Source organism: Streptomyces sp. G7(2002), assembly GCF_028870195.1.
Classification (GTDB): domain Bacteria; phylum Actinomycetota; class Actinomycetes; order Streptomycetales; family Streptomycetaceae; genus Streptomyces; species Streptomyces nigrescens.
Genome location: NZ_CP102609.1, coordinates 1,121,912 through 1,142,972 on the forward strand (window position 1 = coordinate 1,121,912; position 21,061 = coordinate 1,142,972).

General features: G+C 72.3%; 18 protein-coding genes. 11 read left to right on the forward strand and 7 right to left on the reverse strand.

Annotated elements, in window-relative coordinates; genetic code table 11:
- Window positions 1-31 precede the first annotated feature (31 nt).
- Complete coding sequence (locus NUT86_RS04275) at window positions 32-823, forward strand: uracil-DNA glycosylase (RefSeq protein WP_274733511.1); 792 nt, start codon at window positions 32-34, stop codon at window positions 821-823.
- Window positions 824-1,055: 232 nt separating this feature from the next.
- Window positions 1,056-2,498 carry an MFS transporter gene (locus NUT86_RS04280; RefSeq protein ID WP_274733513.1) on the forward strand — a complete coding sequence of 481 codons (1,443 nt, stop codon included), beginning with the start codon at window positions 1,056-1,058 and terminating at the stop codon, window positions 2,496-2,498.
- Window positions 2,499-2,621: 123 nt separating this feature from the next.
- Here the strand turns inward: NUT86_RS04280 and NUT86_RS04285 are convergent, their stop codons facing one another.
- Together NUT86_RS04285 and NUT86_RS04290 are read right to left on the reverse strand one after the other, a co-directional pair.
- Window positions 2,622-3,539: an SDR family oxidoreductase gene (locus NUT86_RS04285; protein WP_266439629.1), complete on the reverse strand. Its 918-nt coding sequence runs from the start codon at window positions 3,537-3,539 to the stop codon at window positions 2,622-2,624.
- Window positions 3,536-4,369, reverse strand: a complete 834-nt coding sequence (locus NUT86_RS04290; RefSeq protein WP_148589991.1) for an SDR family oxidoreductase — start codon at window positions 4,367-4,369, stop codon at window positions 3,536-3,538. Before NUT86_RS04290 ends, NUT86_RS04285 begins: the two co-directional genes overlap by 4 nt.
- 82 nt (window positions 4,370-4,451) lie before the next feature.
- On the opposite strand from NUT86_RS04290, the gene NUT86_RS04295 reads away from it, so the two are divergent.
- From NUT86_RS04295 to NUT86_RS04310, 4 genes are read left to right on the forward strand one after another with little or no spacing between them, the layout of a single operon-like run.
- Window positions 4,452-5,225, forward strand: a complete 774-nt coding sequence (locus NUT86_RS04295) for an enoyl-CoA hydratase family protein (protein WP_274733515.1) — start codon at window positions 4,452-4,454, stop codon at window positions 5,223-5,225.
- A 3-nt stretch (window positions 5,226-5,228) separates the two neighbouring features.
- Window positions 5,229-6,068, forward strand: a complete 840-nt coding sequence (locus NUT86_RS04300; RefSeq protein ID WP_274733517.1) for a CoA transferase subunit A — start codon at window positions 5,229-5,231, stop codon at window positions 6,066-6,068.
- Window positions 6,065-6,811 carry a CoA-transferase subunit beta gene (locus NUT86_RS04305; RefSeq protein WP_266439624.1) on the forward strand — a complete coding sequence of 249 codons (747 nt, stop codon included), beginning with the start codon at window positions 6,065-6,067 and terminating at the stop codon, window positions 6,809-6,811. The genes NUT86_RS04300 and NUT86_RS04305 overlap by 4 nt, the downstream gene beginning before the upstream one ends.
- A gap of 14 nt (window positions 6,812-6,825) precedes the next feature.
- Window positions 6,826-7,881 carry an NAD(P)H-dependent flavin oxidoreductase gene (locus NUT86_RS04310; RefSeq protein WP_410177175.1) on the forward strand — a complete coding sequence of 352 codons (1,056 nt, stop codon included), beginning with the start codon at window positions 6,826-6,828 and terminating at the stop codon, window positions 7,879-7,881.
- Between the two features lie 81 nt (window positions 7,882-7,962).
- On the opposite strand, the gene NUT86_RS04315 is transcribed toward NUT86_RS04310, so the two are convergent.
- Entirely contained in the window at window positions 7,963-9,120 is a 1,158-nt protein-coding gene (locus NUT86_RS04315; RefSeq protein WP_093638270.1) for an acetyl-CoA C-acetyltransferase, read from the reverse strand.
- A 116-nt stretch (window positions 9,121-9,236) separates the two neighbouring features.
- Window positions 9,237-10,019 carry an SDR family oxidoreductase gene (locus tag NUT86_RS04320; protein WP_274733521.1) on the reverse strand — a complete coding sequence of 261 codons (783 nt, stop codon included), beginning with the start codon at window positions 10,017-10,019 and terminating at the stop codon, window positions 9,237-9,239.
- 225 nt (window positions 10,020-10,244) lie between these two features.
- On the opposite strand from NUT86_RS04320, the gene NUT86_RS04325 reads away from it, so the two are divergent.
- On the forward strand, window positions 10,245-11,420 hold the full coding sequence (locus NUT86_RS04325; protein ID WP_159491138.1) for an acyl-CoA dehydrogenase family protein: 1,176 nt from the start codon (window positions 10,245-10,247) through the stop codon (window positions 11,418-11,420).
- Entirely contained in the window at window positions 11,420-12,403 is a 984-nt protein-coding gene (locus tag NUT86_RS04330) for an acyl-CoA dehydrogenase family protein (RefSeq protein WP_274733524.1), read from the forward strand. The genes NUT86_RS04325 and NUT86_RS04330 overlap by 1 nt, the downstream gene beginning before the upstream one ends.
- Before the next feature lie 23 nt (window positions 12,404-12,426).
- On the opposite strand, the gene NUT86_RS04335 is transcribed toward NUT86_RS04330, so the two are convergent.
- Together NUT86_RS04335 and NUT86_RS04340 are read right to left on the reverse strand one after the other, a co-directional pair.
- Window positions 12,427-12,912: a YfbM family protein gene (locus NUT86_RS04335; RefSeq protein ID WP_148589983.1), complete on the reverse strand. Its 486-nt coding sequence runs from the start codon at window positions 12,910-12,912 to the stop codon at window positions 12,427-12,429.
- Window positions 12,913-13,142: 230 nt separating this feature from the next.
- Window positions 13,143-13,739 (reverse strand): PadR family transcriptional regulator, encoded by a 597-nt coding sequence (locus NUT86_RS04340; protein WP_093638479.1) that lies wholly within the window; start codon window positions 13,737-13,739, stop codon window positions 13,143-13,145.
- Window positions 13,740-14,026: 287 nt separating this feature from the next.
- Between NUT86_RS04340 and NUT86_RS04345 the strand changes: the two genes are divergently transcribed.
- The 3 genes from NUT86_RS04345 to NUT86_RS04355 all read left to right on the forward strand — a co-directional run bounded on the left by NUT86_RS04345 (window position 14,027) and on the right by NUT86_RS04355 (window position 19,593).
- On the forward strand, window positions 14,027-16,255 hold the full coding sequence (locus NUT86_RS04345; RefSeq protein ID WP_159491134.1) for an FUSC family protein: 2,229 nt from the start codon (window positions 14,027-14,029) through the stop codon (window positions 16,253-16,255).
- Between the two features lie 285 nt (window positions 16,256-16,540).
- Window positions 16,541-19,099, forward strand: a complete 2,559-nt coding sequence (locus tag NUT86_RS04350) for an ATP-dependent Clp protease ATP-binding subunit (RefSeq protein ID WP_274733527.1) — start codon at window positions 16,541-16,543, stop codon at window positions 19,097-19,099.
- Window positions 19,096-19,593, forward strand: a complete 498-nt coding sequence (locus tag NUT86_RS04355; protein WP_148588315.1) for a DUF6328 family protein — start codon at window positions 19,096-19,098, stop codon at window positions 19,591-19,593. The genes NUT86_RS04350 and NUT86_RS04355 overlap by 4 nt, the downstream gene beginning before the upstream one ends.
- Before the next feature lie 253 nt (window positions 19,594-19,846).
- Here NUT86_RS04355 and NUT86_RS04360 read toward each other — a convergent pair whose 3' ends face one another.
- The gene (locus NUT86_RS04360) at window positions 19,847-20,776 is read right to left on the reverse strand and encodes a hypothetical protein (RefSeq protein ID WP_269777522.1); all 930 of its coding nucleotides are present in this window, start codon (window positions 20,774-20,776) and stop codon (window positions 19,847-19,849) included.
- Window positions 20,777-21,061: the final 285 nt, after the last annotated feature.

Below are 21,061 nucleotides of genomic sequence, written 5' to 3' on the forward strand. Positions count from 1 at the left end.
GGGAATGGCGCCCCGGCCTTAGCGTGGAGGGATGGAGGAAACCGGGGCGGCGCCCTCGCCGCCGGGCAGTGGCGAGAGTGGTTTTCCCGTCTATCAGGCGGCACGGTGTGGCGGCCTTGCGGAGCTGGACGCAGAGCTGGTCCGCTGCCGGGCCTGTCCCCGGCTGGTGGAGTGGCGTGAGGAGACCGCCGCGCATCCGCGCGCGGCGTTCCGGGACCAGGAGTACTGGGCGCGCCCCGTCCCGGGGTTCGGGCCGCCGGACGCGGCGCTGGCCCTCGTCGGGCTGGCGCCCGCCGCCCACGGCGGCAATCGCACCGGCCGGATGTTCACCGGGGACGCGTCCGGTGACTTCCTGTTCGCCGCGCTGCATGCGGTCGGCCTCGCCTCTCAGCCCACCGCGACGCACCGGGGCGACGGACTGGAGCTGTACGGGGTACGGGTCACCGCGCCGGTGCACTGCGCTCCGCCGGAGAACCGGCCGACGCCCGCCGAGCGCCGCACCTGCCGTCCGTGGCTGTCGGCCGAGCTGGCACTCCTCGGCCCGAGCCTGCGTGCGGTCGTGGTACTGGGCGCCTTCGGCTGGCAGGCGCTGCTGCCCGTGCTCGGCGAGACGGGATGGCCGCTCCCCCGGCCCCGCCCCGCGTTCGGTCACGGGGTCCGGCTGACTCTGCCCGCCACCGGGCAGCGGCAGGAACTACAGGTGCTCGGGAGCTACCACCCCAGCCAGCGCAATACGTTCACCGGCCGGCTCACCTTCGACATGCTGGTCGAGCTGCTCGCGCGCGCCGCGGGACTCGCGGGGCTGGGGCCGTCAGAGGGCTGACACCCAAGGCCGGTGAGTTGCGGTTCCGCCGCCGTGCGGCCCCGGACGCCGACTTCTATCCTTGGAGCAGGACGGCTGCGCGGACCGGTGGGTGACGGATTCACGGCCAGCCGGCCGGCTTGTGCCCCTAAGGGGCGCGGGGAACGGCGCGACCGGCCACGACGCAGCCGCAGACACCTGACGGCACCTCTCGGCACGTCCCCCGAAACGCTCGAAACGCTTAGGAGTGCGCGTGCGCCCTCGCGTGGCACCTCAGGTCGAAACGGCCGATGCGGGCGGCTCCTTCTCGCACCGGGACCGGGCGGTGATCGCCGCTGCCGCGCTGTCCATGCTCATCGTGCAGATGGACTGGTTCGCGCTCGATCTGATGCTGCCGGTCATCGCCAGGGACTTCGGGACCTCCTCAACCGACCTGCAGTGGCTGGTCAGCGGATACATGCTGGCCATCGGCGCCTTGATGATCGTCGGTGGCCGCACCGCCGATGTGCACGGGCGACGACGGGTCATCGTGGTCGGACTGGTCGTGTTCGCCGTGATGTCCGTGGTCTGCAGCGCCGCGCAGAGCGCCCCCTGGCTCGTGGGCGCGCGCGTCGTGCAGGGGGTCGGTGCGGCGCTGATCTTCCCCGTGTCCGTGGCGGTGGTGACCAGTTACTTCCGGGACGAACGGCAGGGGCCCGCGGTCGGTACGGTGCTCGCGTTCAGTTCCGTCGGTACCGCGCTCGGGCCGTTCGTGGGTGGCGTCTTCGCCGAACACGTCAGCTGGCGTGCGGTGTTCCTGCTGAATGTGCCGGTGTGCCTGGCCGCCGTACTGCTGGTGCTGCGGTTCGTCCCCGAGAGCCGCGACGAGCACGCGACCCGCCATCTCGACCTGCGCGGCGCGGCGGCCGTTGCGCTCGGTCTGGCCTGTCTGATGCTCGCCGTCGACCAGGGGCAGGGCTGGGGGTGGGCCTCCGCACCCACGCTGGTCACCCTCGTGCTGGGGGTCGCCTTCCTCGTGCTCTTCGTGGCGGTCGAGCGGCGGGCGCCGGAGCCGTTGATCGAGCTGTCGCTCTTCCGCAATGTGAAGTTCGATGTGATCACCCTTGCGGGTTCGCTGTCGAATGTCGTCTATTGCCTGATCGCGGTGCTCGCGGCCCTCTATCTTCAGCAGGCGCGGGGCCTGTCGCCGTTTCACGCCGGGGTGATCTTCCTGGCGCTCTCCTGCGGCGTCGGAGCGGCGAGCTACTGGGCCGGGCAGCTGGCGCTGCGCTGGCGTGCCGAGTTGCTGATGGCCTGCGGCATGCTCACCAGCGGCGCCGGGTTGCTGGCGCTGACCTGGGTGCGGCCCTTGGGCTGGTACGCGGTGGTCTTCGTCGTCTGCGGGGTGGGCATCGGGCTGGGGTGGGCGCTGACGAATGTGGCGACCCAGGCGCATGTTCCCGCGGAGCGGACGGGCGCGGCGTCGGGGCTCGTGCTGACGTCGCTGGTGCTGTTCGGTGCGGTGAGCGTGACGATCGCGGCGACGGTGCTGGAGACCATCAGCGGCTCCCCGACGACCGCGGCCTCCGACGGGCCCGCCATCGAGACGGTCCTGCGCGGCACTTCCGTCCTGGCCTTCCTCGGCGCCTTCGGGCTGTTCGCCATCTGCCGGCCACGACTGCTGCCCCGGCGCGTTGCGGTGGAGGACACCGGCTGACGGAGGCCGAGGTGGGGCGCAGGGGCGGTGGCAGCACCCCTGCGCAGGGTGGGCCGGCTCAGGGTGGTCCGGCGCAAGGTGGTCCGGCCGTCGCCCGGCGGCAGTTCGCGCCGGGCCGGGGCGTCACCGTGCGCCGTACACCGGCCGCGGTGCCTCGGCGGCGGCCAGCAGCGTGCGGGCGGTCTCGCCCGCCTCGGCGGGTGTCCAGCGGCTCTTCTTGTCCGCGGTGGGGCCGGGGCGCCAGCCCTCCATCACGGTGATCCGGCCCGCCTCGGCCTCGAAGACCCGGCCGGTGACCCCGGCACTGCCCGCGGACGCCAGCCAGACCACCAGCGGGGAGACATTCTCCGGCGCCATCGCGTCGAACTCCCCGTCGGCGGGCGCCGCCATCGTCGCGGCGAAGGTCCGCTCCGTCATCCGGGTCCGGGCGGCCGGTGCGATGGCGTTGATCTGTACGCCGTAGCGGGCCATTTCGGCGGCGGCGACGAGGGTGAGGCCGATGATGCCGGCCTTGGCGGCGGCGTAGTTGCCCTGGCCGACGCTGCCGAGCAGCCCGGCGCCCGAACCGGTGTTGATGATCCGGGCGTCGGGCGTACGGCCGGCCTTGGTCTCGGCGCGCCAGTGCGCGGCGGCGTGCCGCAACGGCAGGAAGTGGCCCTTGAGATGGACCCGGATGACGGCGTCCCAGTCGTCCTCGTCGAGGTTGACGAGCATCCGGTCGCGCAGGAACCCGGCGTTGTTGACGAGAGCGTCGAGGCGGCCGAAGGTCTCCAGGGCGGTGGTGACGAGGGAGGCGGCGCCGTCGGTGGTGGTGATGTCGCCGGTGTGGGCGACGGCCCGGCCGCCGCGAGCCCGGATCTCGTCGACGACCTGCTGGGCCGGTCCGGCCGAAGCGCCGGCTCCGTCGGGCGCCACCCCGAGGTCGTTCACCACCACCTGCGCCCCTTCCGCGGCGAGCGCCAGGGCATGGGCGCGGCCCAGGCCGCGGCCCGCTCCGGTGACGACGGCGACGCGTCCCGTGCAGATTCCGGTACCGGTCATCTCAGGTCTCCTGTTCCGTCATGGCGGATCTCCTCGGGGGCTTCGGGCGCGCCGGGGTGGTTGACGGTGGCGGCGTCGAGGAAGGCGGGGCGCTCACCACCACCGTGGACGAGCAGGCTCGCGCCGGTCAGATACGCGGCACGGTCGGAGGCGAGGAAAACGCAGGCGTCGCCGATCTCGGCGGGTTCGGCGAGCCGGCCGAGCGGGACGGTGGCGCCGACGGCGGCGATGCCCGCCTCGTCTCCGTAGTGCAGGCCGGCGAGTTCGGTGCGCACCATGCCGAGCACGAGGGTGTTGACCCGGACCCGGGGAGCCCATTCGACGGCCATGGAGCGGGCCAGATGGTCCAGGCCCGCCTTGGCCGCGCCGTAGGCGGCGGTGCCGGGCGAGGGGCGGGTGCCGCTGACGCTGCCGATCATGATGACCGAACCGCCGGCCGGCCGCTCGCGCAGCACCTCGTACGCGGCGAGCGAGGCGGTCATCGGCGCGAGGAGGTTGAGTTCGACGACCCGGGCGTGCCGTTCGGCGGAGGTCTGTCCGAGCAGCCGGTACGGGGTTCCTCCGGCGTTGTTGACCAGGCAGTCCAGCCGGCCGTGCGCCGCCGCGACCTGCGGGAAGAAGGCCCGGACGGCGGCCGGGTCGCGCAGGTCGAGGGGGTGGAAGTGCGCCGTGCGTCCGGCCGCGGTGACGGGGGCGTCCGGCGGCCGGCGGGCGCAGACCACGACCTCCGCACCGGCCTGCAGGAACGCGCGGGCGATACCGGCGCCGACGCCCCGGGTGCCGCCGGTGATGACGGCCACCCGTCCGGTCAGATCGAGGGTCAGGCTCATTCGGCACCCCTCCCGCAGCGCGCGATCCGCTGCTAGCTTCGCTACCTAACAAACGCTTGGTGGAAAGGTAGCTGATCGCCTCATGGGTGTCTCCACCTCCACGCCGGACAAGGGCATCGCCGTCATCACCGTCGACTTCCCTCCGGTCAACGCCCTTCCCGTACAGGGCTGGTACGACCTCGCCGACGCCGTGCGCGCGGCCGGCCACGACCCCGGCGTCCGCTGTGTCGTCCTCACCGCCGCGGGCCGCGGCTTCAACGCGGGCGTCGACATCAAGGAGATGCAGCGGGACACCGCGGCAGGCGGTCATGGCGTCCTGATCGGCGCCAACCACGGCTGCGCCGAGGCCTTTTCGGCGGTCTATGCCTGCGAGGTGCCCGTGGTCGCGGCGGTGCACGGCTTCTGTCTGGGCGGCGGCATCGGTCTCGTCGGCAACTCGGATGCCATCGTGGCGAGCGACGACGCCACCTTCGGACTGCCGGAGCTGGACCGCGGCGCGCTCGGCGCGGCCACCCATCTGGCCCGGCTGGTCCCCCAGCATCTGATGCGCGCGCTCTACTACACCTCGCGCACCGCCACCGCCACCGAACTGCATGCGCACGGCTCGGTCTGGAAGGTCGTCCCGCGCGCGGAACTGGCCGGTGCCGCACGGGACTTGGCCCGGGAGATCGCGCAGAAGGACGGCAGTCTCCTCCGTCTCGCCAAGGCCGCTCTCAACGGCATCGACCCCGTCGACGTCCGGCGCAGTTACCGCTTCGAGCAGGGCTTCACCTTCGAGGCGAACCTCAGCGGGGTCGCCGACCGCGTCCGCGACACCTTCGGCACACCCCACGGCGCACCGGCCAAGGAGGGCTGAGCCATGACCGACAAGACCATGACGCCCGAGGAAGTCGTCTCCCGGCTGCACAGCGGGATGACCCTCGGCATCGGCGGCTGGGGGTCACGCCGTAAGCCGATGGCGCTGGTGCGTGCGCTGCTCCGCTCCGACGTCACCGATCTCACCGTGGTCTCGTACGGCGGGCCCGATGTCGGTCTGCTCGCCGCCGCGGGCCGGATCCGCAAACTGGTCGCGGCGTTCGCGACCCTGGACTCGATCCCCCTCGAACCGCACTTCCGCGCGGCACGTCAGCGCGGTGCGTTCGAGCTGATGGAGATCGACGAGGCGATGTTCATGTGGGGCCTGCACGCCGCCGCCAACCGGCTGCCGTTCCTCCCCGTACGGGCCGGTCTCGGCTCCGACGTCCTGCGTGTCAACCCCGGTCTGCGGACGGTCACCTCACCGTACGAGGACGGCGAGACCTTCGTCGCGGTGCCGGCCCTGCGCATGGACGCCGCCCTGGTCCATCTGAACCGTGCCGACCGCCTCGGCAACGGCCAGTACCTGGGCCCCGACCCGTACTTCGACGATCTGTTCTGCGAGGCGGCGGACCAGGCGTATCTGTCCTGTGAGCGGCTCGTGGACGACTTCGCCACCGCCGTCCCGCAGACCCTGCTGGTGAACCGGCACTCGGTCACCGGGGTCGTCGAGGCTCCCCACGGCGCGCACTTCACCTCCTGTGTCCCGGACTACGGCCGTGACGAGGCCTTCCAGAAGCTGTATGCGACCACGCCCTGGCCGGAGTTCGCCGAGCGGTTCCTGTCCGGGGACGAGAAGACCTACCAGTCCGCGGTCCAGACCTGGCACGAGGAGCAGACGTGAGCCGGACCACCACCACGACCCGCGCCGAGTACTGCGTGATCGCCTGCGCCGACGCCTGGCGTGACAACGGCGAGGTGCTCGCCAGTCCGATGGGCCTGATCCCGTCGATCGGGGCCCGGCTCGCCAAGCGCACCTTCTCGCCCGATCTGCTGCTCACCGACGGCGAGGCGATGCTCGTGGGCCTCGACGGGACGGCCGAGGGCTGGCTTCCGTACCGCCGGCACCTCACCATGGTCACCGGCGGCAGACGCCATGTGATGATGGGCGCGAGCCAGCTCGACCGCTTCGGCAACCAGAACATCTCCTGCATCGGCGACTGGCAGCAGCCGGCCCGCCAGCTCCTCGGGGTACGCGGCGCGCCCGTCAACACCCTCAACAATCCGGTGAGTTACTGGGTGCCGAAGCATTCGCGGCGGGTCTTCGTCGAGAAGGTCGACATGATCAGCGGGGTCGGGTACGACAGCGCGGCCGCCGCCGGCCCGTCCGCGACCCGCTACCACCGCATTCCGCGTGTGGTCACCAACCTCGGCGTCCTCGACTTCGCGACCCCGGACCGGGCCATGCGGCTCGCCTCCGTCCATCCCGGTGTGACGGCCGGGGAGGTCCAGGCGGCCACCGGCTTCCCGCTCGCCCTGCCCGACGAGGTGCCGTACACCCGGGAGCCCACCGCCACCGAACTGCGGCTGATCCGTGCGGTCATCGACCCGGACGGGCTGCGCGACCGCGAGGTGCCGCCGGCATGACGGCCACGACCGGGATCGAGACCCCGCTGACCAGGCTCGTCGGGGTGCGCCACCCCCTGGTGCAGACCGGTATGGGGTGGGTGGCCGGGCCCCGGCTGGTCTCGGCCGCGGCCAACGCGGGCGCCCTGGGCATCCTCGCCTCGGCGACCATGACGGTCGAGCAGCTGCGGGCGGCGGTCCACGAGGTCAAGTCCCGTACGGACGCGCCGTTCGGGGTGAATCTGCGCGCGGACGCGGGGGATGCGGCGGAGCGGGTGCGCCTCGTCGTGGCGGAGGGCGTACGGGTCGCCTCGTTCGCCCTGGCCCCCTCCCGTGAGCTGATCGCCCGGCTCAAGGACGCGGGGGTCGTCGTCATCCCGTCCGTGGGGGCCCGCCGTCATGCCGAGAAGGTCGCGGCCTGGGGCGCGGACGCGGTCGTCGTGCAGGGCGGGGAGGGCGGCGGGCACACCGGGAGCGTCGCCACGACCGTGCTGCTCCCGCAGGTCGTGGACGCGGTCGATATCCCGGTGATCGCCGCGGGCGGTTTCTTCGACGGCCGCGGTCTGGTCGCGGCGCTGGCCTACGGTGCGGCGGGCGTCGCGATGGGCACCCGTTTCCTGCTGACGTCCGACAGCACCGTGCCGCCCGCCGTCCAGGCCCGCTATCTGGCGGCGGCCGTCAAGGACATCACCGTCACCACGAAGGTGGACGGTCTGCCGCACCGGATGCTGCGCAGCGAGCTGGTCGAGACGCTGGAGCGGTCCGGGCGCGGCACCGCGCTGCTCCGGGCGGTGCGTCATGCCGCGTCGTTCAGGAAGCTGTCCGGTCTGAGCTGGGCTCAGATGGTGCGTGACGGCCTGGCGATGAGACATGGCAAGGACCTCTCCTGGAGCCAGGTCCTGCTCGCCGCCAACACGCCCATGCTGCTGAAGGCGTCGATGGTCGAGGGGCGTACCGATCTCGGGGTGATGGCCTCCGGCCAGGTCGCCGGGGTGATCGAGGATCTGCCGTCGTGCGCGGAGCTCGTCGAGCGGATCATGGCCGAGGCGCGCGCGACGCTGGCCGCGCTGCCGCCGGACCCGCCGCGCTGAGCGGCCCCCTGCCGCCGGGCCCGGCCGGAGCTTCCGGCCGGACCGCGGCAGGGTGGCTGGGGCCCTCGTTCCGCGGGACCGTCAGAGACGCTCAATGATCGTGACATTGGCCTGGCCGCCGCCCTCGCACATGGTCTGCAGTCCGAACCGGCCGCCGGTGCGCTCCAGTTCGTGCAGCAGTGTCGTCATCAGCCGGACGCCGGTCGCGCCGAGCGGGTGGCCGAGGGCGATGGCGCCGCCGTTGACATTGACCCGCTCCGGATCGGCGCCGGTCTCCTTCAGCCAGGCCAGCACCACGGGCGCGAACGCCTCATTGATCTCGACCAGGTCGATGTCGCCCATCGACATGCCCGCCTTCTTCAGCGCGTACGCCGTCGCCGGGATCGGTGCGGACAGCATCCGGATGGGGTCCTCGCCGCGCACCGACAGATGGTGGATCCGGGCGCGCGGGGTGAGACCGTGCTCGGCCACCGCCCGCTCCGAGGCCAGGAGCATGGCGGCCGCACCGTCGGAGACCTGCGAGGAGACCGCCGCGGTCAGCCGGCCGCCCTCCACGACCGGCGGCAGGGCGGCCATCTTCTCCAGTGAGGTGGTGCGCCGTGGCCCCTCGTCGGTGGTGACCTCCCCGTAGGGGACGAGTTCGCGGTCGAAGCGGCCCTCGTCGATGGCGCGGACAGCCCGCCGGTGCGAACGGAGCGCGAACTCCTCCATGTCCTCGCGGGATAGGTGCCACTTGGCGGCGATCAGTTCGGCACCGTGGAACTGGTTGACGGGCGCCGTGCCGTAGCGGGCCCGCCAGCCCTCGGAACCGGCGAACGGGCCGTCGGTCAGGCCCAGCGGGGCGGCGGCCTGGCGGCTGGCGAAGGCGATCGGGATCTGCGACATGTTCTGTACGCCGCCCGCGACCACCAGGTCCTGGGTGCCGGAGAGCACGCCCTGGGCCGCGAAGTGGACTGCCTGCTGGGAGGAGCCGCACTGGCGGTCGATGGTGACGCCGGGCACCTCCTCGGGCAGTCCGGCGGCCAGCCAGCACGTCCGGGCGATGTCCCCGGCCTGCGGCCCCACCGTGTCCAGACAGCCGAAGACGACGTCCTCGACGGCGGCCGGGTCGGCTCCCGTGCGTGCCATCAGCGCCGTCAGTACATGGGCGCCCAGGTCGGCGGGGTGGACGGCGGACAGACCGCCGCCCTTCTTGCCGACCGGGGTGCGGACCGCGTCAACGATGTAGGCCTCGGACATGGTGGTCTCCCTGGTCAGATTCTGCGGAGGTGCCGGTCGGTTCCGCAAGGCGATGCCGTCGGCGGATGCGGGCGGCCCCCTACGGTGCGCCGCGGCCGGTGCCGGGCAGCTGCGGCTCACGCGTGCTGGGAGCTGACGGACACCGTTTCGCCGGTCATGTACGAGGCGTAGTCGCCGGCCAGGAAGACGATGACATTGGCGACCTCCCAGGGCTCGGCGTAGCGGCCGAACGCCTCCCGCTCGGTGAGCTCCGCGAGCAGCTCGGGGGTGGTCACCTTCACCAGATGCGGATGCAGGGCGAGGCTGGGCGAGACCGCGTTGACGCGGACCCCGTACTCGGCGGCCTCCATGGCGGCGCAGCGGGTCAGCGCCATCACCCCGGCCTTGGCCGCGGCGTAGTGGGCCTGCCCCCGCTGGGCGCGCCAGCCGACGACGGAGGCATTGTTGACGATCACTCCGCCGCTGCCGGTGGCCTTCATCCGGCGCAGCGCGGCCCGGGTGCAGCGGAAGGTCCCGTTCAGCGTTACGTCCAAAACCTTGCCCCACTGCGCGTCCGTCATCTCGACGAGATCGGCGGTGCCACCGAGCCCTGCGTTGTTGACCACGATGTCGAGCCGCCCATGGCGCTCTTCCGCCAGCTGCAGCAGGGCGTTGACCTGGTCTTCGTCGGTGACATCGCAGGGCAGGGAAGCCACTGTGCCGGCGCCGAACTCCGCGGTGAGCGCCTCGGCGCTCTCCTTCAGACGGCGCGCATGGGCGTCACCGATGACGATGCGGGCGCCCTCCTCCAGGAACCGCCGGGCGGTGGCACCGCCGATGCCGGATCCGGCGGCCGCGGTGATGACGGCGGTCCGGCCGTCGAGCAGATGGTGGCCGGGCACATAAGGGGGCGGTGTCATACGCGAGCCTCCAGCGGATGGTCTCCAGGCCGGTCCGGGTCCGGGCGATCCGGTCGCGGAACAGCGAAGGCGCTCGCCTGTGGTGGGGCCTCGACGCTGCTCCGGGCGCTACGTTAACCTACCAAACACTTGTTAGAGAAGGAGGGTGATGGCGATGCCCGCTGCCCACGACGAGACGCCCCCGCGCGACGGGCACCTCCCCCGCCTCCGGGAGGCGGGCGCCTGATGGACCTCGAATTCACCGCCGCGGACGAGGAGTTCCGGACCGAGGCCCGCGCCTGGCTCGCCGGCCATGTACCCGCCACCCCGCTGCCGTCGCTGGAGACCGCGGAAGGATTCGCCGCCCACCGGGAGTGGGAGCACCGGCTCGCCGCGGACCGCTGGTCGGTCGTCTCCTGGCCCGAGGAGTACGGCGGCCGGGGCGCCTCGCTCCTGCAGTGGCTGGTCTTCGAGGAGGAGTACTACGCCGCGGGCGCCCCCGGGCGGGTCAGCCAGAACGGCATCAGCCTGCTCGCCCCGACCCTCTTCGAGCACGGCACCGAGGAGCAACGCGCCCGCGTGCTCGGCCCCATGGCGCGCGGTGAGGTCATCTGGGCGCAGGCCTGGTCGGAGCCGGAGTCGGGGTCGGACCTGGCGTCGCTGCGCTCGGCCGCCGTACGGACCGACGGCGGCTGGCTGCTGAGCGGGCAGAAGACCTGGTCGTCCCGGGCCGCGTTCGCCGACCGCGCCTTCGGACTGTTCCGCAGCGACCCGGACGCCACCCGGCCGCACCAGGGGCTCACCTATCTGATGTTCCCGCTGGACGCACCGGGTGTGACGGTACGCCCCATCGGCCGCCTCGACGGCAAGCCCGCCTTCGCCGAACTCTTCCTCGATGAGGTCTTCGTGCCCGACGCGGAGGTCATCGGCGAGCCGGGGCAGGGCTGGCGGATCGCGATGAGCACCGCCGGCAAGGAACGCGGGCTGACGCTGCGCAGTCCGGGCCGCTTCACCGCGGCAGCCGAGCGGCTGACCGCACTGTGGCGCGAGGCTCCCGAGGGAGCCGGTCCGGCCCTCGGCGACCGGGTGGCCGATGCGTGGATCGGCGCCCGCGCCTATCAGCTCTTCACCTATGCCCATGCCTCGCGGATCGTCGCCGGCGATGCGGGGGGCCTCGGCGCCGAGTCGAGCCTCAACAAGGTCTTCTGGTCCGAGCTGGACATCGCCCTGCACGAGACCGCCCTGGACCTGCTCGGCCCGTACGGGATGCTCGCCGATGACGCCGACGAGGCGCCCGCGCACGGGAGTTGGGCCGAGGGCTACACCTTCTCGCTCGCCGGGCCGATCTATGCCGGCACCAACGAGATCCAGCGCGACATCATCGCCGAGCGGCTGCTCGGCCTGCCGAAGGGACGCCGGTGATGCGGTTCCTCCTGACCGATGAGCAGCGGGATTTCGCGCGGGCGTTGGACGGCATGCTGGGGGCGTCCGGCACACCGGCCGTGGTGCGGGCCTGGGCGGCCGGGGAGCACAAGCCCGGCCGGGCACTGTGGGCACGGCTCGCGGAGGCGGGGGTGTTCGGGCTCGCCGTTCCGGAGCGGCACGGCGGGGCGGGGCTACTGCCGGTCGAACTGGCGCTTTCCTTCACGGAGTTGGGACGGCATGCCGTGCCGGGCCCGCTGGTGGAGACGGTGGCGGCGGCCGCGTTCCTGGAGCGTCTGGGCTCGGACACTGTGGCCGGGGAGTGGCTGCCGCGGATCGCCGCGGGCGAGGCCGGCCTCAGCCTGTGCGCCGGGGCGGGCCCGTACGCCCTGGACGCGGACGCCGCCGACGCCGTCCTCGTCGTGCGGGGCGACACGGTGTGCCGTACGGACACCCACGGGCCGGTGCAGACCACCCTCGATCCGGCCCGGCGGGTGGCCCGCCCGCTCGGCGGCACGGTGGTGGCCCGGGGCCCCGCGGTGACCGCGGCCGCCGCGCACGCCATCGAGGTCGCACGGCTGGCCACCGCCGCGCAGTCCCTCGGCCTCGGCCGCGCCCTGCTGGCGGCGACGGTGTCCTACGTCAAGCAGCGCACCCAGTTCCGGGTGCCCATCGGCTCGTTCCAGGCGGTCAAGCACCGGCTGGCGGACACCCTCATCGCGCTGGAGTTCGCCCAGCCGCTGGTGCATGCGGCGGCCCTGGCGGTGGCCGCGGGAGCCCCCTCGGCAGGCCGGGAGGTGGCGGCGGCGAAAGTCGCGGCGGGCGAGGCCGGCCATGGCGCGGCACGCACGGCACTCCAACTGCACGGCGCCCTCGGATACACGGAGGAACTGGACCTCTCACTGTGGATCCGCAAGGCCCGCCCGCTCCGGGACGCCTGGGGCACCCCGGCCGACTGCCGCGCCCGCGTCCTCACCGGCTGACACCCGCCCAGGGGGCGTCTCCCCTAGAAGCTGAAGCTCATAAAGGCCCCATAGCCACCGTCGGCCGCCTTGACGAAGAAGGGGACGAGTTCCTCGTAGGCGCGCTCAAGCCACTCCAGCTCGCCCTCGGCGTCGAACCTCCACATGTTGGGGTACACGTCCTCCTTCGTCATCTTCTCCGGGGCGTAGTGGGCCGCCAACTGCTCCCACGGGGTCGCCTGCAGTTGCCGGGCCACGCTCTCGATCTGCTCCGCAGACCATCCGAACAGGCTGCCGTCCTCCAGGATCGGGAACCCGTCCATCAGGAAGTCGAGCCGCACATCCGTCTCGTCGAGCAGGAACTGGAGGCCGGCCCATGCCTTGTCCGGGCCACCGTAGGGACGGTCCGGCCTCGGGAAGTCATCGTCGGCGTACAGCGTGAAGACGTAGTCGTCGGCCCAACTCGGGTCCTTCTCCGCCCTGTCCAGCTCCTCCGTTGTCGCACTGATGAAGCCGATGCTCACGCCCATGAACGCCAATCCCCCTTGGTCTACTGCTTGTTCGGTCCGTTTCTCGAACGGTGACGGGAGTGTTCCACAGGGCTCTGACAATCGAGCCGTGCCTCGGACCGAGGGGCGCAGGATCGCTGCCGAGATCGGCTCAATGAGCGCTTTCCCGGCGGTGGCGACCACGGCGGCGGCCAAAGGGGCAGCCAAGGCCAAGGCCGCCATGGCCACTGACCGATCGATGGACCCGCGCCCTACAGGCGCCGGCGGTCCCGCTCGTCCAGGTCGGCCAGCATGGCATCGGCCAGGTCCCGTTCGGAGGCGTAGTAGCGCTCCGACCACTTCAGGACGAGTGCGGGGTAGGCCCAGGCCTCCTCGCCGCAGGCGTCCTCGACGTCCACCTCGGCGCGCTGCCGCATGGTCTCCGCGTACTCCCGGTGCCGGCCCAGCACCTCCCGCATCCGGTCGGTCTCCAGCAGATGGCCCAGCCACATCCGCAGCATCACGCCGTGTTTGAGGACGGGGGGCTCCACGGGCGCCTCGCGCGCCCAGTGACGGACCGCCGCCATCCCCGCGTCGGTGATCACATAGACCCGCTTGTCGCGGTTGCCGGTCTCCTGGGCGACCATCCGCGAGGTGAGGTAACCGACCTTCTCCAGACGCTTCAGCTCGCCGTAGATCTGGCTGAAGGACGGGCTCCAGTAGAAGAGGCGCAGCGACCAGTCGGACCATTTCTTGAGGTCGTAGCCGGACAGCTCCTCACCGAAGGAGAGCAGCCCGAGCACCGCCCAACTGGTCGCCGGCAGCGCCGGTCGCTCGGCATCGCCGGTGTCCGTGGCGCCCGTCCTCATCTCCGTCACGTCGCGCATCCTACGGTCCGCACCGGTCCCCCGCCCGGCCGCTCAGCGCCAACTCCCGTTCTGCTTCTTGGCATTCCTGCTAGAGGTATGTCGGTTGGAAACACCTCCGGGAGGTGGCCTCGGCGTGGGCCGGGGCGCCGGCGGGCAGTGATGTGCGCGTGGCAGGCGTCACTCGGCGCCGCGCCGCGGCAGGGGGCGGTCGAGGCGCGGCCGTTCGCGGAGTCCGGGGCGGCCGGGCGGCGGGTGCGGACCGGGACCCGCTGGCCAATAGTGGAAAGGTGAGCCCTCCGCAGGGAGCTTCTCCGGGGTCCGGGCCGCGGCGTGCGGCCGGCGGGCCCGTCAAGGCCGGGCTGCGCAGGCTGCGCTACCTGCTGGAGCACGGCAAACACGGACTGCAGGGGCACCGCACGGTGGTCGGCAACGCGGTCCGGGTGACGACCGCCTCCTGTGCCGCCTTCTATCTCTGCCGCTACGGGCTCGGCCTGACCGTCATGTCCGTCTACGCCACCTTCACCGTGGTGTCGCTCGGTGCGCTCGCCCGGATTCCCGGATCCGGGCGGCAGCGCGCCACGACCGTGCTCACCGCGATCCCCGCCGGGCTCGTGCTGGTCACGCTGGGCACGCTGCTGGCCGTCCAGACCTGGGCGGCCGTCGTCGGCATGCTCGTCATCGGCTTCGTGGTGGCGTACGCGGGCACCACCGGCCCGCGGATCGCCGGGGCGGCACCCGGGATGCAGCTGCTCTACATCCTGCCCTGTTTCCCGCCGTACGCCCCGGACTTCCTGGGCCAGCGGCTGTCCGGCTTCCTGCTGGGAGCGGTCCTGCTGGCACTTGCCCAGCGCTTCCTGATGCCCGAACCGGACACCCCGTCCTTCCGCCGGCTGCTGGCCGACGCCGCCGACGCGGCCGCGCGCCTGGCCGACCACCACGGCGGGCCCCCGCCCGTACAGGCGCTCGCCCAGGCGCACACGGCAGGGGAGGCGCTCCGTCCCACCTGTGTGCCGCCCGCCGACCGGCCCGCGTCCCCCACCCTCCCGCACAAGGCCATGGCGCACGCCGCCGAAGCCGTCCGCACCCTGCTGTCCCGGCTGGATGACCTGCACACCGGGGCCGGGCAGCACCAGAAGTACCACCCGGAGACGGTGGTGCTGCTGGAGGGCATCAGCGCCGCCGCCCGCGGGGCGGCGGACGCGCTGCGGCAGGGGAAGCGGCTGCGGCCCGGCGCGGGACCGTCCGCCTCGGCCCTCCAGGAAGAGCTTGCCCCGGTCCGCGCCCACCGCGCCGTGGACACCCTGGAACGGCTCGGCACCGACGACCGGCTGGTCTATCTGCGCCGCCGGTCCCAGGTGGTGCAGGCCGCCGACTGCGCCGTCGTCCTCGTCCTGGCCACCCGGCTGATGCTGGGCGACCGTACCGTCGAACGGAACCCCGCCGGGCACACCTTCGCCTACGCGCGGGTCCGCTTCCCGGAGCTGTGGTGGCAGCGGCTGACCATGCACCTCACACCCCGCTCGGTGATCTTCCAGAACGCCTGCCGGTTCGCGCTCGGGCTGGCCGCGGCCCGGGCCATCGCCGGACTCCTCGACCTGCAACACGGCTTCTGGGTCCTGCTCGCCACGCTCACCCTGACCCGTACGACCAGTCTGGAGACCTGGTCCGCGGTCCGGCAGGCGCTCACCGGCACGCTGGTCGGTGCGGTGCTGGCGGGCGGGATGCTGGCGCTGGTCCACGACCGGGACACGGTGTACGCCGTCGTGCTGCCGGTGGTCATGCTGGTGGCGTTCATCGCGGGGCCGTTGCGCGGGCTGGCCTGGGCGCAGGGCGGCTTCACCCTGGTCGTGGCCACGCTGTTCGCTCAGGTCTCCCCCGTCACCTGGCAGCTGGCCCCGGTCCGGCTGGTGGATGTGCTGGTCGGCAGCCTCATCGGGCTGGCCTGCGGGCTGGTGGCCTGGCCACGGGGTGCCGGCAGCGAGGTGCGCAGAAGCATGGCGGGGCTGTGCTCGGCCATCGCCGACGCCATCGGATACACCACCGCACGGGTCGTCGAACGCTCCGGCAGCACCGATATCTTCGCCCTCAACCGCGCCCTCGGCCTCGCGCAGGAGAGCCTGGCCCAGTACCAGTCCGAGCCACGGGAGGACACCCCGCAGCCGGACTGGCCCGCGCTGCTGGTGGCCGGGAAGGACGCGCGGCGCGGTGAGCGGCTGCTGCCCGACCGTCCCGGCCGGATCGCCTCGCAGGACGTCGGCACCTGGCTGCGCCACGCCGCCGACCGGACGGCGGCCGACTACCGGTCCCTCGCCCGGCACCTCTGCACGGACCGCGGCACGCCCCGGGACCATCCTCAACCACTCGACATCCGCGCCCTGTTGGCGGTCACCCCGGCCATCCCGCGCGACAGCCCCGACACGGAGACCCGCGCGGTCTCCGCCGCGCTGCTGCTCGACTCGGTGATCTGGCTCGACGCCCTCACCGCCGATCTGACCCGTATCCACAAGGAGATGTGACGCCTCCGCCGCCCGCCCCGGGGACCACTTCCGCCGCGGCCCTCCCTCGTCCGGTGCCGTGGTGCGCGCCGGGCCGGACGTCTGGAGCGGGACGGGGTGTGCCCGGCTCCGGCTGCCCGGGTGCGGATGGAGTTGCGGGCCCTGATCCTGAAGCAGTGGAGTCGCGTACGACGTGTCGTGTCGCGTCTTCCGGGCACCCGGCAGGGCAGGAGCACCAGGCAACAGCACAAGGCACCCGACAAGGCAGCATGTCGCGGTACCGCCGTGACAGCGGAACGGACACACATGAGCAATGGATTCATGGGTCCGGAGGGTTACGGCCCGGACCCGTTCGGTGACTTCCTCGCGCGCTTCTTCGGTTCCGCGCAGTCCACGGGCGGTGAGCAGGGGCAGTCCATGCCCCGGCAGGCGGACATCGCGCGCATGATGAGCGCCCCCGCCCGGGATCTGGTGACCTCCGCAGCGGCCTACGCCGCCGAGCACGGCAGTCCCGAGCTCGGCACCGAGCACCTCCTGCGGGCCGCCCTGGCGGCCGAACCGACCCGCAGCATGCTCCAGCACGCGGGGGCGGACCCCGATGCGCTGGCGGCCGAGATCGACCGCGCCGCCGGTTCGGGCCCGAAACAGGCCAGCGTCGCCGTGACGCCCGCGGTCAAGCGGGCCTTGCTGAGCGCGCACGAGCTGGCGCGGGACAACGGTGCCTCGTACATCGGCCCCGAGCATGTGCTCGACGCCCTGGCGGCCAATCCGGACTCGGCGGCGGGGCGCATTCTGAACCTCGCCCACTTCGAGCCGCAGGCCGCCCCGCAGGGCGGCCCCGGCGCCACGCACCCGGGCACCGAGCACGGCGCCGCACCCAAGCACGAGACCCCGACGCTCGACAAATACAGCCGCGATCTGACCGACCTGGGCCGCGCGGGCCGGATCGACCCGGTCATCGGCCGTGCGGAGGAGATCGAGCAGACCATCGAGGTGCTCTCCCGCCGGGGGAAGAACAATCCGGTGCTGGTCGGCGACGCGGGGGTCGGAAAGACCGCGATCGTCGAGGGCCTGGCCCAGCGCCTCGCCGACGGGGACGTCCCCGAAACCCTCGCGGGGCGTCGCGTCGTCGCGCTGGACCTGACGGCCGTCCTCGCCGGCACCCGCTACCGCGGCGACTTCGAGGAGCGGATGAACGCCATCATCGAGGAGGTCCGCGCGCACTCCGACTCGCTGATCGTCTTCATCGATGAGCTCCACACGGTCGTCGGGGCAGGCGGCGGCAGCGGGGACGGCGGTTCCCTGGAGGCGAGCAATATGCTCAAGCCCGCCCTCGCGCGCGGGGAACTGCATGTCATCGGCGCCACCACCCTGGAGGAGTACCGGCGGCACATCGAGAAGGACGCCGCGCTCGCCCGTCGCTTCCAGCCCATCCTCGTGCCCGAGCCGAGCGTCTCCGACACCGTGGAGATCCTGCGGGGGCTGCAGGACCGCTACGAAGCGCATCACCAGGTGCGCTACACCAAGGAGGCGCTGCTGGCGGCGGTCGAGCTCTCGGACCGCTACATCGCCCACCGTTTCCTCCCCGACAAGGCGATCGACCTGATCGACCAGGCGGGCGCCCGGGTCCGGCTCCGTTCGGGCGCCAAGGCCACCGACATACGCGATCTGGAACGCGAGGTGGAGCAGCTGGTCAGGGACAAGGACCAGGCGGTCGCCTCGGAGCAGTACGAACGGGCCACCGAGCTGCGGGACCGGATCGCCGACCTCACCGCACGGATCGAGGCCGGCCAGGCGGAGCCGCCGAACGACTGCCACATCGTGCAGGTCACCGCGGAGGACCTCGCGGAGATCGTGTCGCGGCAGACGGGCGTGCCCGTGAGCAGTCTGACCCAGGAGGAGAAGGAGCGGCTGCTCGGGCTGGAGGAGCGGCTGCACACCCGGGTGATCGGACAGGACGACGCGGTCACGGCCGTCTCCGACGCGATCCTGCGTTCGCGGGCCGGACTCGCCGACCCCGAGCGCCCGATCGGCAGCTTCCTCTTCCTCGGCCCGACCGGTGTGGGCAAGACCGAACTGGCCCGCGCGCTGGCCGAGGCGCTCTTCGGCAGCGAGGAGCGCATGGTGCGGCTGGACATGAGTGAGTATCAGGAGCGGCACACCGTCAGCCGGCTGGTGGGTGCGCCGCCCGGGTACGTCGGCCACGAGGACGCGGGCCAGCTGACCGAGGCGGTGCGCCACCACCCGTATTCGCTGCTGCTGCTCGACGAGGTGGAGAAGGCGCACCCCGATGTCTTCAACATGCTGCTCCAGGTCCTCGACGACGGGCATCTGACCGACTCCCAGGGCCGCACGGTCGACTTCAAGAACACCGTCATCGTGATGACCAGCAACCTCGGCTCCGATGCGCTCAGCGGCGGCCGGGGAGTGCTCGGTTTCGGACCGGACATCTCGGGGGCGGAGGTCGGCGACGGCGCGCGGGAACGGGCGCTGAGCTCCTTGCGCGAACACTTCCGCCCGGAGTTCCTGAACCGGCTCGACGAGATCATCGTCTTCCGCCGGCTCACCGACGACCAGCTGCGCCAGATCACCGGGCTCCTGCTCGACGGGACCCGCCGCAGGCTGCATGCCCAGGACATCGCCGTGGACTTCTCCCCCGGTGCCGTGGACTGGCTCACCCACCGCGGCCACCAGCCCGAGTACGGGGCCCGGCCGCTGCGGCGCACCATTCAGCGCGAGATCGACAACATGCTCTCGCGGCTGCTGCTCGACGGTGCGCTGTCGTCCGGTGACGAGGTGCGCGTGGAGGTGGAGAACAACGAGCTGGCGTTCCGTACCGGCAAGAAGGAGCGGGAGTCCAGGTGAACGCGCTGGGCCCCCGTGAGACGTCGCAGGGGCGTCATGAGTCGCCGGAAGAGCGTGCCGACCGGCGGTGGAACGACTTGCTGCAGGAGGTGCGGGTCATACAGACCGGTGTGCAGATCCTCTTCGGGTTTCTGCTCACCGTCGTCTTCACCCCGCGCTTCGCCACGCTCGGACAGACCGACCAGACCATCTACGTGGTGACGGTCCTGCTGGGGGCGGCCACGACCGGCGCGCTGATCGGGACGGTGACCTTCCACCGGCTGGTCACCGGTCACCGGCTGAAGCCGGAGACGGTGCTCTGGGCCTCGCGCCTGTCCATGGTCGGGATCGTGCTCCTGCTGGCGACGGTCGCCTCCGCCCTGCTGCTGATCCTGCGCATCGCGATGGACGACTCCGCCGTCCCCTGGATCGTCAGCGGGCTCGTCGGCTGGTTCATCCTCTGCTGGTTCGCGCTGCCCACCTGGGTGCTGCGCCGGAGCTCGGCCAGGGAATGAACGCCCGGTGCGGCCCCGGTGGGGACACGGGTGGTCCCGGGGGCGGGAACACGCCCGGGCGGAGGCCGAACGCCAACGCGGGGGCGGCGGGACGTTCCTGACCACGGCGTTCCTGACCACGTGGCTCGTACGGAGGGCAGCCTGCCGGGTGTTACGGACGCTCCGCGCGGCTGACGCACACGCCAAGGGCGCGGGCCGGGACCCTGACCTGGGTCCCGGCCCGCGCCCTTGGCGGCCGCTGTGCCGTCGGCGGTTACGCGGCGGCCGTGCCCATACGGCGCGGGCGGTAGAGTAGCGCCGCACCCGCGAACCCGGCGCTGACGATCGCCAGCCCCACCGCGAGAAGTTCGGGCCACATGCCCGTGTCGCCCAAGCCGCTGCCCAGCGGGGCGAAGACCCCGGCCCGGGACAGGGCGTGCAGCGCGATGATGATCATCGCTGCGGCGGCGCTCACCGTCCAGACCAGGGCGGTGTCGTGCATCGCCAGCCAGCCGGCCAGCAGCAGGTAGACGATGGCGATGGCCATCGAGAGCCCGGCGGCCGCCTGGGCGCCCTGCATGTGCGAGGTGTTCACCGGCAGATGGCTCAGCCCACACAGTGCGAGGGCCAGGGCCGCGGGCCAGCGCAGTACGGACCGCAGCACGCCGGGGACCGCGTAGCCCGGCTGACGGGGCGCCTCGTCCGCGGGCGCCCAGCGCGGACCGCCCTGCGGCATGGCGCCGGCGGGCCGCTGGGCCCAGGGGGGACGGCTCGGCTGCTGGTGCATCGCGGACTCGTTCTGCGCGGTGTACAGCGGCTGCCCGTCGCGGCCCAGAGGGCGGACATCGGGGTCGAGGACGTGCATGGACGCGGTGCGCTCCGGTTCGACGGGGTCAACGGGACCGCCTTGGCCGCCGGGACCGCCGTAGCCGCCGGGGCCGGGCGGGAAGGGATCCATGAGGCCGTGGATCTCGCCGCCGCCGTTCGTCCGGTCGAACAGCTCGATCAGCTGCGCAACCTCTTCCACGGGCCGGTCGACGGCCACCGCGCACAGGGCCTCATGGCTCGATTCCGCGGTGTGCGGGGTGGCGCTGAGCATGTCGAAGAGCGCGGCGACCTCGCTCACCGGACGGGAAACGACCGCCATGCGCAGGGCTTCGTCGCCGGGGTTGGGAACGTCGCCACTGCGCTTGAGCCGTTCCACAAGGGCAGCGACTTCCTCCAAGGGCCGATGGGTGACTGCCTCCCACAGAAGTGTGCGGGCCGAGTTTTTCTCAGGGGTCATGGGCGGAAAGTGCTCGCCGGGTTCTGTCGAGGACAGTTCGGCGTCGCCCCCACAAAGAGCTGGTTCGGATGACATGGAGGGACTCCACTGAACGAGGGGAGCGTCAAACACCAGAAGCGCTGACACTCGGCGGACTTTGAGCGTGCTGTGCTTCAGCCAACGTCCCTACGGGCCGCCCTCGCCATTCAGGAAGGCCATCCGGTG